Source organism: Shewanella sp. MBTL60-007 (assembly GCF_019654915.1).
Taxonomy (GTDB): domain Bacteria; phylum Pseudomonadota; class Gammaproteobacteria; order Enterobacterales; family Shewanellaceae; genus Shewanella.
This window is the reverse complement of sequence record NZ_BPET01000064.1, coordinates 1-16,975: the sequence shown is the minus strand read 5'-3', so window position 1 is coordinate 16,975 and position 16,975 is coordinate 1. Positions and strand designations below refer to the sequence as shown.

Annotated in this window: 12 protein-coding genes; 5 read left to right on the top strand and 7 right to left on the bottom strand. The window is 43.9% G+C overall.

The window, feature by feature from the left end; all coding sequences use genetic code 11:
- Positions 1 to 266 precede the first annotated feature (266 nt).
- Entirely contained in the window at positions 267 to 1,301 is a 1,035-nt protein-coding gene (locus K5Q92_RS20175) for an AraC family transcriptional regulator (RefSeq protein ID WP_220770664.1), read from the top strand.
- A gap of 15 nt (positions 1,302 to 1,316) precedes the next feature.
- Here K5Q92_RS20175 and K5Q92_RS20170 read toward each other — a convergent pair whose 3' ends face one another.
- The 4 genes from K5Q92_RS20170 to K5Q92_RS20155 form a co-directional block, all read right to left on the bottom strand.
- Entirely contained in the window at positions 1,317 to 2,495 is a 1,179-nt protein-coding gene (locus tag K5Q92_RS20170) for an SO2930 family diheme c-type cytochrome (RefSeq protein ID WP_220770663.1), read from the bottom strand.
- 124 nt (positions 2,496 to 2,619) lie between these two features.
- Entirely contained in the window at positions 2,620 to 5,274 is a 2,655-nt protein-coding gene (locus K5Q92_RS20165) for a parallel beta-helix domain-containing protein (protein ID WP_220770662.1), read from the bottom strand.
- 623 nt (positions 5,275 to 5,897) lie between these two features.
- Positions 5,898 to 7,022, bottom strand: a complete 1,125-nt coding sequence (locus K5Q92_RS20160; protein ID WP_220770661.1) for a YdiY family protein — start codon at positions 7,020 to 7,022, stop codon at positions 5,898 to 5,900.
- Positions 7,023 to 7,152: 130 nt separating this feature from the next.
- Positions 7,153 to 7,782 carry an arylesterase gene (locus tag K5Q92_RS20155; RefSeq protein WP_259649648.1) on the bottom strand — a complete coding sequence of 210 codons (630 nt, stop codon included), beginning with the start codon at positions 7,780 to 7,782 and terminating at the stop codon, positions 7,153 to 7,155.
- On the opposite strand from K5Q92_RS20155, the gene K5Q92_RS20150 reads away from it, so the two are divergent.
- Entirely contained in the window at positions 7,763 to 8,494 is a 732-nt protein-coding gene (locus K5Q92_RS20150) for an ABC transporter ATP-binding protein (protein ID WP_220770660.1), read from the top strand. The genes K5Q92_RS20155 and K5Q92_RS20150 overlap by 20 nt on opposite strands.
- Positions 8,485 to 10,938, top strand: coding sequence for an ABC transporter permease (locus tag K5Q92_RS20145; protein ID WP_220770659.1), 2,454 nt, complete (start codon positions 8,485 to 8,487; stop codon positions 10,936 to 10,938). Before K5Q92_RS20150 ends, K5Q92_RS20145 begins: the two co-directional genes overlap by 10 nt.
- 82 nt (positions 10,939 to 11,020) lie before the next feature.
- Here the strand turns inward: K5Q92_RS20145 and K5Q92_RS20140 are convergent, their stop codons facing one another.
- Both K5Q92_RS20140 and folX read right to left on the bottom strand, forming a co-directional pair.
- Positions 11,021 to 11,926, bottom strand: a complete 906-nt coding sequence (locus K5Q92_RS20140; protein ID WP_220770658.1) for a TIGR01777 family oxidoreductase — start codon at positions 11,924 to 11,926, stop codon at positions 11,021 to 11,023.
- A 54-nt stretch (positions 11,927 to 11,980) separates the two neighbouring features.
- Positions 11,981 to 12,352, bottom strand: a complete 372-nt coding sequence (folX, locus tag K5Q92_RS20135) for a dihydroneopterin triphosphate 2'-epimerase (protein ID WP_220770657.1) — start codon at positions 12,350 to 12,352, stop codon at positions 11,981 to 11,983.
- An 89-nt stretch (positions 12,353 to 12,441) separates the two neighbouring features.
- Between folX and K5Q92_RS20130 the strand changes: the two genes are divergently transcribed.
- Entirely contained in the window at positions 12,442 to 13,572 is a 1,131-nt protein-coding gene (locus K5Q92_RS20130) for an AI-2E family transporter (protein ID WP_220770656.1), read from the top strand.
- Positions 13,573 to 13,594: 22 nt separating this feature from the next.
- Positions 13,595 to 14,503 carry a class I SAM-dependent methyltransferase gene (locus tag K5Q92_RS20125; RefSeq protein ID WP_220770655.1) on the top strand — a complete coding sequence of 303 codons (909 nt, stop codon included), beginning with the start codon at positions 13,595 to 13,597 and terminating at the stop codon, positions 14,501 to 14,503.
- A 605-nt stretch (positions 14,504 to 15,108) separates the two neighbouring features.
- Here K5Q92_RS20125 and K5Q92_RS20120 read toward each other — a convergent pair.
- Positions 15,109 to 15,570, bottom strand: coding sequence for a hypothetical protein (locus K5Q92_RS20120; RefSeq protein WP_374758459.1), 462 nt, complete (start codon positions 15,568 to 15,570; stop codon positions 15,109 to 15,111).
- Positions 15,571 to 16,975: the final 1,405 nt, after the last annotated feature.

Here is a 16,975-nt window from a genome sequence, read left to right as displayed (position 1 = left end):
TTAGACAAAATGCTGATGAAGCAATATTGAATCCATCAATGTGTTCTAAAAACTAGAATCTGTCCTTTAAACACGTATGTTATTTGTTACCGCAGAGCGTATCGGGCCCCTTACTTTCAAAAGCAGGCTGCATCTCACTGCAGTGTTTGCACATACGTCCTGTTAACCGTGTGTAAATAAAATTAAGTTAAAATTAATAAAAGGCTACCAATTCTAATTTAGATCCGTTAAAAATGTTGATAAAGATCAATTTATCACCGTGTTAGATGAATCAAACCTGTAGCTATAAACCTCATATTCGGGTAGGAGATCAGTCCTATCCAGCGTACGAGCTAAAGAATCTGTTTCGTTACCTGAAGCAGAACTTTGCCAATGAGGTTGTTGAGCGCCTCTACAGCGACATTGGTATAGGTGAATCGGAGTTGATGGTGAGTCAGTTTGTCTATGTGTGGCAGGTTGATTATGCAATGAACTATGTGCGACAACTTAGCTCTGATCCCGAAACCGCCGCCAAAGCTGCATCAAGTTATAAAGTTGCCCAACTTGATGTATTGTTACCTCATCTGGCAAAATTTGACACCTTAGGTGAGTGTTTACAGTTTGCGATTTCTCACCCCGAATTAGTGGGTAGCTTCTCGGATAACTTATTAATGAATGTCGATGGACGCTTGTATGTCCGGTGGTTAAATACTAATAAAGTCGATGTAGAGCGTTATAGTTTTCAATTCCAACACAGTATTTGTTCCCTGTTGGCTTTTGCTAAAGAGCTTACCGGAGAGAATATTCGAGTCTCCCATATTGCCTTAGCAGAACCAGTGCGAGAGGTTGAATTCTTATCTGCGCAGACTGGGGCCGATATTATATTTGATAGTGAATTTTTCGAGTGGTCAATTGAGCACCGTTATTTAGCGCTGCCCGTGACTTACTCTTTCGAACATGCAGCGGTGAAACTAGGAACCGAGAGCTCGAACTCCTATATATCGCAGATCTTGGCAATATTAAGAGAGCTGGCGCCTGAATTACCGAGTATGGAGGCGATGGCCGAACTGCAAAATATCAGCGCTAGAACCCTCAGGCGAAGACTCGCTTCGGCTAATACCAGTTATCAGAAGTTGGTGGATCAGGTGCGCTGTCAGATGGCAATAGATTTGATTTTAACTAGCGATTACTCCATAGATGAAATCTCAGATCTGATGGGTTTTGGTGATGTGAGCCATTTTAGACAAAGCTTTAAACACTGGATTGGCCATCCTCCAGGCTACTTTCACCGTCTTAACCGCCCTTTAACTCGCGGTGAGTAAAGGGCTTAGCGTTGATTATTGTTGGCAGTTACCAAGCTCAGGCGCCATTTGATCAATCCACTGTTCTATGAGAGCTACGGCATCAGTATGAGCGATACTGCGGCCTATCGGTGGCATTCTGTCTTTAGGCTCATTTAACTCCTGCCTGTAGACGAGTATCGAATGCTCACCATCACCAGGAATGATGTCATAAGACAAGCCCTTTGCGCCGCCGTCCCAACCGGGAGGTTGCTTACAGATCCCATATTCAAAGCTAGTATGATCCACATAAAACCCCAATCTTAACCCTGATATGCTGGCAAAACCCTGTGGGTTGTGGCAGTGGGCGCAATTGATATCTAAATAACCTTTGGCTCTTACCGTTAACGCCGCAGACTCGTCAAAAATGTCATAGGTCTTGCCAACCTGAGCAAGCTCTGGCAGGCCGTTAAGTAATCCAAGTCGCTGCCACAGTAGCAATTGATTGAGCTCGTTACCTTGGTGGACTATGGGGCGATTAAGTAGGTGGGCTTTTAACCCGATAGGCTCAATACGACTGTTGTCTGCACTCGTTTGATGACATAGCTTACATTCGGCTCTACTCGGGACATGGTAATCGAAGCTTTGGCGCTCACCTTGGTGGTTTAGGCTATGAGCGATATCTTTACCTGCGACTTGCAGCAATGCTTCTCCGTCTTGCCAGATATAGGGCAGGGTTGTCCAGCCAGTCTCTCTGTGGATAAGCAATCGTGTCTCGATAAGTACCTCATTGTTGGCGCCGATGACTTGAGTATCAAAGGGTAAAGAGAAGCTTTTGACTAGAACTGTCCCAACTGGCATATCGAAGGTCGCTTTGGCGTCATAGCTAAGGGTTTTACCTTCGGGAACGAAGATGAAACGATGTTTACTGGCATAGTTAGAGAAGAGCTCAGTGGACAATTGGTACGGGATCCCTGGTGAAACAGGAGAGTCTGTTGGAATACTGGGATCGATAAACAGACCATATTGTGCCAAGGACTCGCAATCTTCATTCATAAGTGCATCCCAGTTAACCTCGCTGGTGTTCGCTTCACAGGCTGAGCTTGGTGTGGGATCGGGTGTAGGGTCAGGAGTGACGCTCGGCGTTTCAGGTTGTGGAACGGCTTCGGCTGAATCGTCAGAGCCGCCACAGCTAATTAAAGGCATGAGTAGGGTAGGTAGAATGAGTTTACGCATACAGCACCTAGGATTATCTATTTTGGTGTTAGAAAAAAGGCCGGGAGTTCCCGGCCTTTTATAGTGATGAGTGCTTAGCTAAATAATTAGATTGGCTCTCATCTCATGACTTAGTACTAGCCTTCTAGTTAGAACAGCTTGCTTGAGGTAGGCGCTTAATCCATTCATTGATAAGGGCAACACCCTCAGCATGGGATAGGCTACGGCCAATTTCTGGCATTCTGTCACCTGGATCATTCGACTCCATTCTAAAGTGCAGAATCGACTCTTCAGGGCTACCAGGGACGATATCAAAACCAAGTGAACCACCACCGTAGGCAACAGGCGACTTACACGTACCATGTGATAAACCTGCATCTTCATCGTAGGCTCTCCAGTACTCAAGCTTTAAGCCTGTGTTTGAAGCGTTGCCTTCTGGGCGATGACAGTGGGCACAGTTGATGTCTAAGTAACCCTTAGCCGTTTTCATTAGGTCCGCATCAGACATCTGGGCAAGGTTGACTTCATCGCCATCATTAAAGGCAGGTACTGCATCAATACTTGCTAGCTCTGGTAGGCCTTGTAATATGCCTGCAGCTTGCCATTTAAGTAGCTGGTTCATACTGCCATCACTGTAGGTGTAATCCTTATTGAGATTACGGGCCTTAGTGCCGATAGGGGCGAACTTAGCTGGGCTGTCAGCGTCGGCTTTTAACTGGTGACACTGTTTACATTGGTTCATGCTGGGCACGACATAGTCAAACTCCATGTCTTCGCCATTATGCATCACGCTCTTGCCTTGAATCGCTCCCGCTTTAGCCAAAACAGCGTCAGACTTTTCAGCATTCCAAACATAAGGTAGTGCAGTCCAACCAGTTTCACGCTTGATCAATAGGCGTGTTTCAACTAAATCCTCGTTTGCAATACCGCGCTTGCTTGTGTCAGCGGGTAGGGCAAAAGACTTCACGATAACGCTGCCTACAGGGAACTCAAATGACTCATTCTCTGAGTAGTTAGCTTTTTGACCTTCTGGTATAAATACATAGCGATACTTACTCGAATAATCGGTAAATAGCTGAGTATTCATGTCGTAAGGCATACCGCCAGAGTTCGGTGCGTCCGTTGGGTTCTTCATATCGGCGAATAGGTTGTAGTCAGACAGGTTAGGGCAGTTGGCTTTAAGTAGCGCGTCCCAAGAGGCATTTGAGCCTTCAGCCTTACACAGACTGAGATCTCCATCGCCATCTAGGCCACCTTCACCTTCGCCTATGCTGCCACCGCCACCAACGAGGTTACCACCGTCACAACCCTCTGTATCGTCATCAACACCACAACCGAAAATCTGCTCGCCAAATGTCACAGTATGAACTGGAAGGCTCACCTGCTGGCAATCCATAATATCGGTTTGAGTCTTCTCAAATAGGAACTCGGGACTGGCCATATCGGTATTGTCGTTTGCATACAGACGACCAAAGGAGACATCGCCGTTATTGCTGGCACAGATGTTATCACTGCCATCTGCTGCAAAAGGTAGTTCCTGCAAGCCAAGGTACGCTGCGGTACCGTTATTGGAGAGCAACTCACCTAAACCATCATAAAGTACGCCAGGAAATTGGCCATGGGTGAACAGGTAACCTTTGATGATGTCATCGATAAGGTATCCATTTGGCTTCTGACCATAGCCTTCAATCACGTTATCGTGCAGATAGATATTACGGGGCGTTGGACGCCAGCCATCTTCAATCGGTTGACCGGGTTGACCATAGTTAGCGACGAAAGTCTCAATATTTGGCTCGGCGATAAAGAAGCTTGAGATAGTCACACCCATGGTATCGTGATTGGTGATCTCGTTGTTAAAGATCTCCACATCATCGGTAGAGAGAATAATCATACCGGTTCCTGGTGGAACGATATGTACACCTGCCGGGTTGGCAGAGGCGTTGGCAAAGTTCTTGGTATTGTTATCGTAGACTTTGTTATTAAAGATCCGCACACTCGAGCCGTATCTATGGTTGCCAATAGGTAGGTCGAATACCAAAATACCACCTGTATTACCCATGGCTTCGTTGTCATATACGTCGGCATATTTGGAGTTTTCAATCTCAATACCGGCTACGTTTTCTTTGGCGATATTACGTCGTACGACAATATATTCAGACTGGCCGACATAGATCCCCGCATCGGCGCTACCACGAACATAAGTATCTTCAATTAGAATGTTCTCACATTCAACAGGGTAAAGACCGTAAGCGCCATTACCTTCATCTAGCTCACCTTCCCAAACCGTAGCGAGTCGACGAAGAATAATGCCATTGGTGTTTTTAAGCTTAATACCGTTGTTTTTGGCTTCGTTGACCGAAAGGTCTTGAATGATAATATTGAGTGCATTCTGAACGAATATACCGTCACCGGAGTTTGCCTTAGAGAAGTCAAGAACCGTCTCTTCCATGCCATATCCCATGATGGTGACATTTTTTGCGTAACTACCGTCACCGTCGACATCGCCGTCAAACAGTAGCGTCGATTCGATCTCAAAATTCCCTTTAGGTAGCACGATAACGTCGCCGCTTTGTGCATTAATTAGGGCCTCTTGAATACGGATGGTGAGGTTTTCACCGTCTTCAACCATGATAGCGCCATCAGGGAAGCTAGGGTCCGGCTCTGGCGTCGGTGTGACAACGCCTGTGTCTTCTTCGACTACGTTGGTTTCGTCATCGTCTGATGAACAAGCCCCTAGGCTTATTGCTACAGCGCTGGCAAGTAAGGTTGGCATAAGCCATGAAGGTTTCTTGTTGAGCATAGCGTCTCCAAATTTATTTTTATTATGCGACTACTAGATTGCACTGGCGTACAAGATAAGCAATGTGAAATGTGGTCAACAATTAACTAACATTGTGTTATCAATTGTGTTTTTGGTAGGAGGTTAAACGCATAAGCAAGGCTTACTACTTGAAAATTAATGTGAACAAGGTCACATTAAAACAGGTGTATGGATTTAAGTCTGCTTGAGAAATTGACTAATAATTTTACCGAATTGTGGCGGGTAATTAATGGTCTCGACGCTTTGTGACGATTTTACTTTGTGTCGTCTAATCTAACTTTTTGCCAATTTTAGAAATGTAAAGTAGTTTAACTTCATGGGGTTACACCAATCAGTGTAAGAGGTTGATCTACTCAGAGCGTTTTTTGGCAAACTTATTCAAGGCGAATAGCTGAAAGGATGGTAGCTCCCTTGTGAAGCTTTGCAGCGCAGGAGCAGTTATCGAGGAGCGATTGATGAGCTTGTCTCTGTGCCGATAAACTCTCGCGGAGCGATCAAATATTTGTACTAATTGGTATCAGTTAAGTGAGAATAAAAAAATTCCCGCTACGATAGATAGCGGGAATTTTCAAAGTAGAGCTTTCAACCTAATGAGCGGTTGGCTAAAGATCAATACCAAAACCAACGATGAATTGGTAATCATCTTGTTTAGGGATAAAGCCATTTGCATCTGGTTGTGGGTTATTGATGCGATCCCAAACAAAAGAAAGGTCGAGATCGAAGATGCTGGTTAGTTCAATCTCAAGCGTGGCAATTGCATGGTGGGTATAGCCACCTGACTTTTCATTACCATATTGAATTCGGTATAAGGTATTGAAGTCGATATCACTGGTGATCTCGGTGTCATAAACCGTTTCTATTACCATTGCTGCACTATCATCATCGATCTCTTCATTGTCGGTAACTTCGTCGAATCGAGTGTAAGTATATGCAGGACCGCCACTGATGCTCCATTCCGTTTTTGAGTTATCTATGATGTTATAACCCAAACCCGAACCGACCGTGACTCGGTAGTCAATGTTTGAGAAGGGATCTTTATAGATCTCGGCAAACACAGGTCTTAAGTAGAACTGTTTAGAGATAAACCAGTCAAAGTTAGTGTTAATACGATGATTATTAATGCGGTTTTCACCATCGGTTTTAGAGTAGTTGCCAATGTAGTCTAGGTTGAAGCGTGACTCTGTTGTGCGGCGCATGGTTTTAGCTAATGCACTGTAATCTATCTGGTCTGTATTGCCGCTACGGAAGTTAGCACCGAGGGTGATTTTACTGGACCAGTAGTTAGCTTCTGATTGGTCACCAGCAATAATGGTCATGATTTGAGAGTTATCAAACTCTTCACCATCAATATAAGACTTACCATTCTCAACTAATAAATGACCTGTTTTAGTGCTTAGATCTGTAAAGCCAATACTAACGATGCCGCTACTTTGCAGTACTTTCACATCGTCCCAGTCGATAAACACCGTATCGAGCTCATCACTCTCAAACTCTAGTTTGTCATCATAAAGGTTTTTAATTTCACCTTTTAATAGCTCTAATGAGGTCAGTTGCAACCAGTCATATTTGCTGTCTACAGGAGGATAAACTTGTTCGGGCTTTAACGATTGCTCCTTTGGGGCTACGGGGCTGATTTGTGCGGTGGGCTCTGCCGAGTTTGCAGAAGCGGAGCTGATGGCAGCGAAACAAGCCGCCGCAATAAGAGAATAGCGCATATGGGGTTCCATTTATCTCTCCCTGAAATGGTATTAATACCCCTGTGGCTGGCTTTATTATACGGATGCCAGCATTTTACGGTACAAATACATAGTTTAGGGTTTAACTAAAAAACTAGGTTGTGCAATGATTTGTAGATGATTATAAAGCCTGTTCAAACCATGGCAACATAAACTCTGCAATTGCAGGTTGTGCTTTTTGATTGGGGTGGATGCCATCTCTTTGCATGAGAGAAGAGTCGGTGACGATCTGTTCCATAAAAAATGGCATTAGAGTAACCTCATGTTCTTCTGCAAGCTCTTTATAAATAGCACTAATTTGTGATGCGTATCTTGGACCATAGTTAGGTGGTACCATGATTTCACTGAGCAGAATTTTTACCTCTTGCTCCTTTGCCAGTTCGATGATTTTTGTAAGATTGTTTTTCAATTGTTTAGGTGGAAAACCCCGTAAGCCATCGTTGCCACCAAGCTCGACTAACAGTAACTCAGGCTGCGTCGACTCAAGCAGCGCGGGGAGTCGGCGCAGTCCTCCTGCGGAGGTTTCACCGCTAACTGAACCGTTTATGATGCTGTGCTCGGGCATTTTTTCGCGTAATAATTGTACCCAACCCTGATCTTCGGGCATGCCATAACTTGCACTTAGGCTATCACCTAGGATTAATATAGGGGCAGCACTCAGTTTAAAACTGCTGAAAATTAATAATAAGGCTAAGCCGCCGAGTCGGCTCTTGAAGCCTAAGAAGGAATCTATGTCTGAAAATAGCGCCATAACTGTAAGCCACCTAGTTAAATCTGTTGTTACTCAAGAGGGTCTACTGACTATCCTCAACGGCATCAATATGGATGTCAAGCACGGCGAGAGTGTGGCTATTCTTGGCCCATCGGGTTCGGGTAAGTCAACCTTGCTAGGCTTACTTGCTGCATTAGACTCTCCCACTAGTGGTTCGATAAAACTTGATGGTGTTGCCTTAGAAGATCTCAATGAAGAGAGTAAGGCATCCTTACGTAAACAGAAAGTCAGTTTTATTTTTCAGTCTTTTATGTTGGTCGATACTCTAAATGCACTAGAGAATGTGATGTTACCCGCCGAACTTGCAGGTATAACTAAGGCTAAAGAGAAGGCCGAGGCGATGCTAGAGCGAGTGGGGTTAAGTCATCGTTTGAGCCATTTTCCTAATCAACTATCCGGCGGTGAGCAACAAAGGGTTGCTATTGCTAGAGCTTTTATTTGTGAACCTAAGGTGCTATTTGCCGATGAGCCAACGGGTAACCTTGACTCAGCTAATAGCGATAAGATCGCCGATATGCTGTTTGAACTTAACCGTGAGAGTGATACAACCTTAGTGTTGGTGACTCACGATATGGAGTTAGCAAGCCGTTGTCAGCGCCAATTTATTATGGATTCAGGCTGTTTAAGTGAGAAGCAAAACGAACAGGTGACAACAATTCAAGGAGCAGAAGAGGCAAGCGCATGGAGCTAAGTTTAGCCTGGAGGCTGTTTAAGCGAGAGCTGTCCCAAGGACAATTGCTGTTGATTATCTTGGCGATCACTTTGGCCGTTTTATCGGTAACGGGCCTTGCCAGTGTCAGTGAGCGCTTGCAGATGGCAATTAACGGGCAAGCATCAAAATTTATCGCGGCTGACCGTATCATCGACTCCCCAGCCAAAATTGATCCGCAAATTTTGCAAGTGGCTGACGAGCTAGGTGTTGCTCGGGTTGGTAGCATGCAATTCAACTCAATGGTTTACGCTGGTGACGCATTTCAGTTAGTTACCGTTAGGGCTGTTGAGCAAGGTTATCCCTTAAAGGGGGATATCGAACTCAGTACTGGTAAGGCTCAGGGTTTACCAGAGCTAGGTCATATTTGGTTTGAGACGCGGCTCGGCGGCTTGTTAGGTTATCCTGAGCTAATAGAGCTTGGGAATGCGAAGTTTGATTTATCTAAGGAAATAATTCGCTTGCCTGATGCGGGCTTTAACCCATTTGCGTCATCCCCAGTTGTACTAATGCGCATTGAAGATGTAGCCAAGACACAAGTTATTCAACCGGGGAGTCGGGTAACCTATCGTTACCAGTTCACTGGTGATGTTGGACAGTTAACGGCATTTGAAGCGCGAGTAAAACCTCTACTTAATACCAGTCAGCGTTGGGTAGATGTGCAGTCGGGTGACTCGCCCATTGCCGGTGCCGTTAAGCGAGCAGAGCGCTTTTTATTGTTAGCCAGTCTGTTAGGTATCGCGCTCGCCTGTGCGGCCATTGGTATTGCTGCGCAGCGATACTGTCAGCGTCACTATGATGTGGTGGCTATGCTAAAAACCTTTGGTGCATCGGCGAAGCAGATCAGAGTGTTATTTGGGACTCATCTATTGCTAGTTACCGCGGTTGGCGTATTGCTTGGTTTGCTCGGTGGTTTTGTCTTAGATCGGGGCATCACGGCATTTCTACCTGTAGAGATTGCCGCATACACGCCACCAGTAAGTAGGCCAATCATGCTAGGCATAGCGACAGGTTTTGTTAGCGCCTTTATGTTTTCCGCCTATCCGCTAATGCGTCTATTAGCTATTCCGCCTCTTCGAGTATTACAACGTCAGCTTGAAGGCTTGCAGCTGGGGATGTGGCTGCACCTTATTTTAAGCTTAGGCGCGATGGCGCTGCTGGGATATCTCTACTCTCAGAGCTTAGCGTTAACCTTAACTGTTGTGGCTGCGGTATTGCTGCTGGGAACTTTACTGAGTGTGCTCGGCTTTTTTATGATCCGTTTAGGTCATAGCGTCGGCATGAAAACTACCAATCCGTTACAGTTGGCGCTAGCAGGACTTAGGCGCAGAGCCAAACAAAATGCAGTGCAGCTTGTCGGCTTCAGCAGCGCCTTGGTATTACTACTGACTATTTTGGCGCTTAGACAAGACTTATTGCTGGAGTGGCAAAAGCAGTTACCTGAAAATTCGCCTAACTACTTCTTAGTCAACATTGCCCCAGAAGAGACGCAAACTATTAGCGACTTCTTGGCACCTCATCTTAAAGAGTCACCTATTATCTATCCTGTGGTGCGCGGTCGTTTAACTGAAATTAATGGTGAGGAGTTGATCTCTAATGCGCAAAAGCAAGAGGGAAAAGAGGGGCGGGTCGGGATCGCTCGAGAGCTAAACTTAACCTACCGGGTGAGTCTGCCCCCGAATAATGAGATCTTAGAGGGCAGTTTTAATAAAGACACTTATGATGTTTCAGTCGAATCGGGTGTCGCGGAGCGTCTAGGCTTATCTATAGGTGACAGCTTAACTTACACCATAGATAACCAGCCACTCACAGTGAAGGTTACCAGCATTCGTGCAGTGCATTGGGAAACACTACAGCCTAATTTCTTTATGATTTTTACCCAAGAAGCACTCGCTCCCTTTGCTTATACCTCGATGTCGAGTTTTCACCTTGCTGACTCTCAGCGTGGGCTTATCCTTGATTTGATAAAGCAGTTTCCGACCGTATCTATCATAGATGTCGGAGCCATGGTGAGCCAGCTAAGGCAGATCATCGACCAAGTTTCTCTGTCGTTATCGCTGGTATTAGTCTTAGTGTTATTAGCAAGTGCCTTGGTAATGATAGCGCAAACAGAGGCGGGGATGGCGACTAGGCAAAGAGAGCTTGCCGTATTGCGCACCTTTGGCGCATCAGGATGGTTACTGCGAGCGGCAACTGGACTTGAGTTTGCTCTACTTGGCACCATTGCAGGGATATTAGCGGTGATTGTCGCCGAGTTTACTCTGTATCTGTTAAAGACTCAGGTTTTTGAGCTTAATGTTTATATGCATTGGCCTTGGTGGGGGATAGCACCACTTTGCGGTGGACTCATTGTGGCTTTGCTCGGTATTTGGCGCTGTAGACAGTTACTTAATAAGTCCTGCGGTGAATTACTTAAAGCCCATTAGAATGGGAAACTCCTGTTCAAAGGGATAGCCTAGCTATCCCTTTTTTGTTGATATTAACTTGCTTACGTTGCAGCTAAAAAGACTAAGTGAGCAACTGTTTCAGCGCCGCTTGAAGCTCAGGGTATTGGAACACAAACCCTGAGTCTAAGGTGCGCTTAGGTATGACATATTGTCCTTCAATTAATAGGCAAGACATCTCACCTAAAGCAACTCTCAATACGAAGGCTGGCATAGGAATAAAGGCTGGACGGCTTAATGCTTGTCCCAGTGTTTTTGTAAACTCTTTGTTACTAACAGGGTTTGGTGCACAGCCATTATAGATGCCGTTGCATTCTGAGTGGTTGAGCAGGTGCACGAAAAGCTGAACCAGATCTGATTGATGGATCCAGCTCATGCCTTGCTCTGCGCTGGCAATCGGCCCGCCAAGCCCCAGTCTAAACGCGGGTAACATCTTAGCCAAGGCGCCGCCTTTGCTACCGAGAACGAGTCCTATTCGGATAATACAGACCCGGGTTTGTTCACTCTGCGCTTTTAATGCGCCATCTTCCCAGCGGTGACATACCTGATGCGTAAACTCGGCTAGATTAGCATCGCTGGCTTGATAGCTCTCATCGACTCGAGTTTGATTCTGATTGCCGTAAAAACCTACTGCAGAGGCACTAATGAAGGTATGTGGTGGCTTAGTACTATTTTCGATGAGCTCTGTTAGTCGCTCGGTTATACTCCAGCGGCTCTGGCAAATATCGAGCTTTTTCTGGCCGCTCCAGAGCTTTTCGGCGATAGGCTCACCCGCTAGATTGATAACGGCATCGAAATTATCCAAGTCTTTGAGTTCATCTAACGAATCTAAATAGTGATGCTTAGCGCCCAGTATAATGGCTGAGCGCTGTGGATCGCGGCTGAGAATAGTTAACTGATGTTGTAACTCTAAGGCTTTGACCAGTTGCTTACCGATAAATCCACTGGCGCCAGTCATTAATATTTTCATAGGCTGATTAAATAGCTTAAAAAGTATAATTGTCTGTACGTTAGATTATAGTCGTTAGATCGATTGTTTTTGATAACACAGCTCAAGGGAGACTGAATCTGCAAAACGCAGCGCATGTGGCTTGTCTATTTCAACCTTCGCAAAATCTACCCAATCGTGTTCACTGGCAATGGCTAAGACTTGGTTAGTGAGGTTTTCTAGTAAAGAAAAGCGGTTGTTTTCAACTAAAGCAATGATCTTTTTCGTAATCGTGCGATAATTCAGAGCATCATCCATATTGTCACTGTTTCTGGCTTTGTCTGCACAGTAGTGAATAATGGTATTTATGATGACATCTTGCTTATTTTGTATTTCGTCTTCTTTGATCCCGATATAGGTACGTAGCCTAAGGTTTTTGATTCGGATCACGGCGATTTCTGGTTTCATAAATAACGATGTCCCTATTGTTGTGTATGTTTGAAGCAGTTTATATAACCCTATCAATATTATAGTGAATCAAGAAGGATTTTATTGTAATGAGACGATTTGAGAACCAAGGCGTAGCATTTAAAGGCTTTGCTATTTCAGCGTTTATCGTTGTAATTTTAGCGGGCATTAAGGCGGCAAGCCCGATTGTGGTTCCCTTTGTGCTGTCAGTATTTATCGCTGTGATCTGTAATCCAATGATCAGCTGGATGACACGCCACCGTGCACCACGAGGTTTGGCTGTACTGTTGTTGATGGTCTTTATCGTGATGATGGGGCTATGGTTGGCCTCGGTTGTTGGCACTTCGATTAATGAGTTCTCTAAACAGTTACCATTTTATCGCGATCAGTTAATCGACCAGTTCTCATGGGTCGTTGAGAAGCTTGCCGCATTTAATATTCAGATCTCTAAAGAACAGATCTTGGCCTACTTCGACCCAGGTGTTGCCCTGTCGATGACCACGAATATGTTGTCCGGTGTAGGCAGTGTGATGGCGAATCTGTTTTTAATCATCTTGACCGTGGTGTTTATGTTGTTTGAGTCGAATGGTTTTTCGACCAAGATGCATTTAGCACTAGATGATCCAGATATGCGATTAAAGCAGGTCGACCGTTTCTTGCATTCGGTAAACCAATATATGGTGATCAAGACACTCGTTAGCTTAGGCACCGGCTTGATTATCGGTGTAGGCCTTTACTTTATTGGTGTGGACTATGCCTTGTTATGGGGCGTTATCGCATTCCTGTTTAACTATATTCCAAATATTGGTTCAATTATTGCGGCTATCCCATCTGTGCTATTGGCATTCATTCAATTAGGCCCAGGCGCTGCTGGTGGTGTGGCGCTGCTGTACTTAGGTACGAATACGATTATGGGTAATGCCGTTGAACCAAGATATATGGGCAAGGGCTTAGGCTTATCAACGCTTGTGGTGTTTTTATCATTAATCTTCTGGGGCTGGTTGTTAGGCTCTGTCGGTATGCTGCTATCGGTACCACTGACCATGATTGTAAAAATTGCACTTGAATCCAGTTCTGGTGGTCGTTGGTTGGCAGTGTTGTTGGGCGATGATGTTTCTGAGGAGCAGTTACAAGTGGCCAAGCTGAATGCCGGTGTCGCGACTGAAGAGACAACTTTAGCTATTACAAACAGTGAAAAAAATAAGCAAGACAGTAATTAGTTAACAAGTAAAAGTGAGCTTGATGCAGTTATTTATTGAAGCAGTAAAACAAGTAGAGTTTCCACAAGATGTGACGCGTCTTTTTCATGGTCGCGGAGGGCGTTTTGCGGGCTGTGAGCATTTGTGTTTGGATTGGTTTTCGCCAGTATTGTTGTTAACCAGTTTTAAGGTATTAGAAAGTGATGAGCTAGACACCTTATGCGCTGCCATTGAGCAACGCTGGGTCGAATTAAAGGGGAATGAGCCTCTCAATCTTGTGTTTCAATACCGCCGTGGTGGTGAGACTCATACCGAGATTATTAAAGGTGAAGTCCCTGAGAAACATATCGTCACTGAAAATGGGGCGTGTTTTCAAGTGCATCTAATGCGTGGCCAAAATCATGGTTTGTTTCTCGATATGCGCAATGGCCGCCAGTGGGTGCGTGAGAATAGTGCCCATAAGAAAGTATTGAACTTATTTGCCTATACCTGTGGTTTCTCTGTGGCTGCATTGCAGGGCAAAGCCGATGAAGTGGTTAACATCGATATGAGTAAAGGCGCGTTGTCGATTGGTAAGCAAAACCATCTACTCAATGACTTTAAAGTCGGCGCGCGTTTTCTGGGGCATGATATTTTTAAGTCTTGGGGTAAGCTCACCAAGCTTGGCCCTTACGACTTAATCATCGCCGATCCGCCTAGTAATCAAAAGGGCAGTTTTGTGGCTACTAAAGACTATGCTCGCCTGTTGAAAAGATTACCAGAGCTACTCAGTGAAGATGGCGACATGCTGCTTTGCTTGAATGCGCCAGAGTTGAGCATCGAATTTTTAATGGAGCAGGTAAACGAGTACAGCCCAAGCTTAGTGTTTTGTGAGCAGCTTGAGAATCCTACGGTGTTTGAAGATATCGATCCTAACAAAGCACTAAAAGTGTTGCGGTATCGAAAGAACTAGTCTGCGTCTATTTGCTGAGTTGCATTTAAACGGCCAAACCATGAGTTTGGCCTTTTTTATGGGCAAGGTTAATTAATAGTCTAATCTGCACGTCTGCTAAACATATTTTTTAGATATATAAAAATAGTGGCTAAGCTAATTTTTGAATTAAAAACTGAAAGCCTTTCAGTTTCTGTGACCTGTTTTGGCTGTAAATTGTAGTTTTTTGTGGTTTTAGGCTAGTTTTAGCATCTAATTCTGAAAGTTTTCTGTAAGTGGTGTGCCTAAGCTGTTATACTCGCCCCATAAAGACAATGCATAATTGGCATGTTTTTAAAAAAGGCGAAATGTCACATATTGATGACATGCCTTTGCACCCTACACCTTAATCAAAGATCTGGAGTCGTTATGGAAGTTCAGGAATACGAAGGCGCATATTATCAACTACAAGATGAGATGTTAGAGTCTCTACCAGTTGAAATGGACGAAGAAGCGTTTTTGGATTAAGGAAAATCGCTTAAAGCCCGTTACAGAGCTTTAATAGTAAAATAGCAACCAATAAGGTTGCTATTTTTTGTTTTGGAGGAGCATTTGGCGTAAGCAAGTCAGTTTTTGTTGGAAAGTCACTAGCCGTTCACTTGGCGTTTTTCAGGCATTATCTCAACGATTATCCAGTTACCATTGCGTTTATGTAGACGTAAGGTTCTATCATCGATCCACTCCTGCCCACCTCGCAGTCCTTTTATTTTTACTATAACGGTTACATCATCGGTAAACTTGCGGAAGAAATCGATATCCACTTCATCAACTTCTAGCTCGACATTTGTCATTGATAAGTTTAATACATAACGTTGCACCGAAGAGGCGATGTAATAGTGGCCTAAGATCTCTTTAAGCGATTCATCAACATATAATTTGGCTTTATCTACATCTCTATCAACGTAAATCGCACTTAAAAACCCTAGAGACGTTAACTCCGGGCTGCGAAGGGAAGCACTCTCTGAACTGCTAATATTTCCGCTATGCTCTTGTGAGGGGCTACAAGCCACAATGGAGAAAAGTGCGGCGATGAGTAGAAGAGGTTTAATCATAATTTTAGGAATGAAGAATTTTGTGCAGTATTACGATTCTTACGCGTTAACGCAAGATTTTCGTTTTGATCGAATGAAAAGCTTGACCTGAGTAACGATCTAAGGCATATCTGTATGAATGACTTATTTAGGTTATCCACAGAATCTGTGGACAAGTATGTTGAATACTATTTTTAACGTGCTTAAGCTACTAATATATAAGCATTAAACCTGCTGGTTGTTTTTTGACTCATTCCTGTGTAACTCTGTTTCCCCCTAAATTTATCGCAGTAATCACTCCCTTTATTTATGAGCGATAACGATCGGGCGATCTTTTATAGCTCCCTGTAGATAAGTTACCTCTGAACCACACTCATCTACCTATGCAATAGCACGTGTTGCTTCATCGATGATTAATTGTGGCATTGTTAGAATAGAAGACAGTGCTTAGTGGCTAAGGTTATATTTTCCGATTAGAGTTAAAGCATTCACACTTTTGGGATTATCACCATTGATAAGCTAGCTGTCTGTCAGTTTGATTCCTGCGAAGAGCCAAGTATTAAAGTGCTAACCTCATTTTCTGGCATGCTTACTGAGTAAAGGTATGGAATACAATACAGGAATATTTCCTCGTGGCTTTGTGACAGGCTTACGTAAGCTGTTGCAAGAGGGCACGATTAACAGCTAACGGTCAACAGAAAGCGCAGTAAAACCTAGATGTATTTCAGACATGAGAGGCTTAGTTTCCAAATCGCTCGTCATGCTAAAGAATTCGAATAAACAGTAGATTTACCTGCGAGCAATATTACCGATCACAGTTTGACACCCTGTAATAGTGATTTTTTGGCTTTGCTACAGTTGCTCATTAACAAAAATCACTTTTAGGGACCAACACCTAGTAATAGTCATACCTTTGAATAGTCTTGGTCTGCTTTTTTGCGTTGTTTAATTTTTACTTGCCATAACACGATAGCCTCTTTATCAATCCAGAACGTAAGTGAACCTCTGTTAATTAGGTTCCTGCTAGCGGTTTTGTTGCGGGGTTTAGGCATCTAGTTGAGGCATTGAGCGATAGTTGGTGATCTGAACATCTGATTTAGGAAACAAAGCCTACTTGCAACCGGAAGGTTGTCAGTGTAAAAGCTTAAGCGAATTTAATTAAATAAGCAGAATATTTAATTTAAAAAGCAGTATATTTAATTGCAAAAGTAATATGTTTAATTTGGAAAGTAATATGTTTAATTTTGGAAGTAATATATTACCACTATTCAGGCTAACAAATTAATTGACGTTTTTCTTAAGTAATGTAATGCCTCATATATTCATTAATCATCCAGCTGTTTCATGAGTTATTTAGCTAAGCGCTAGCTAAACTACGCCCCCTCGTTATTAGACACGATAGCGCTAAATGTCAAAGTAGGCA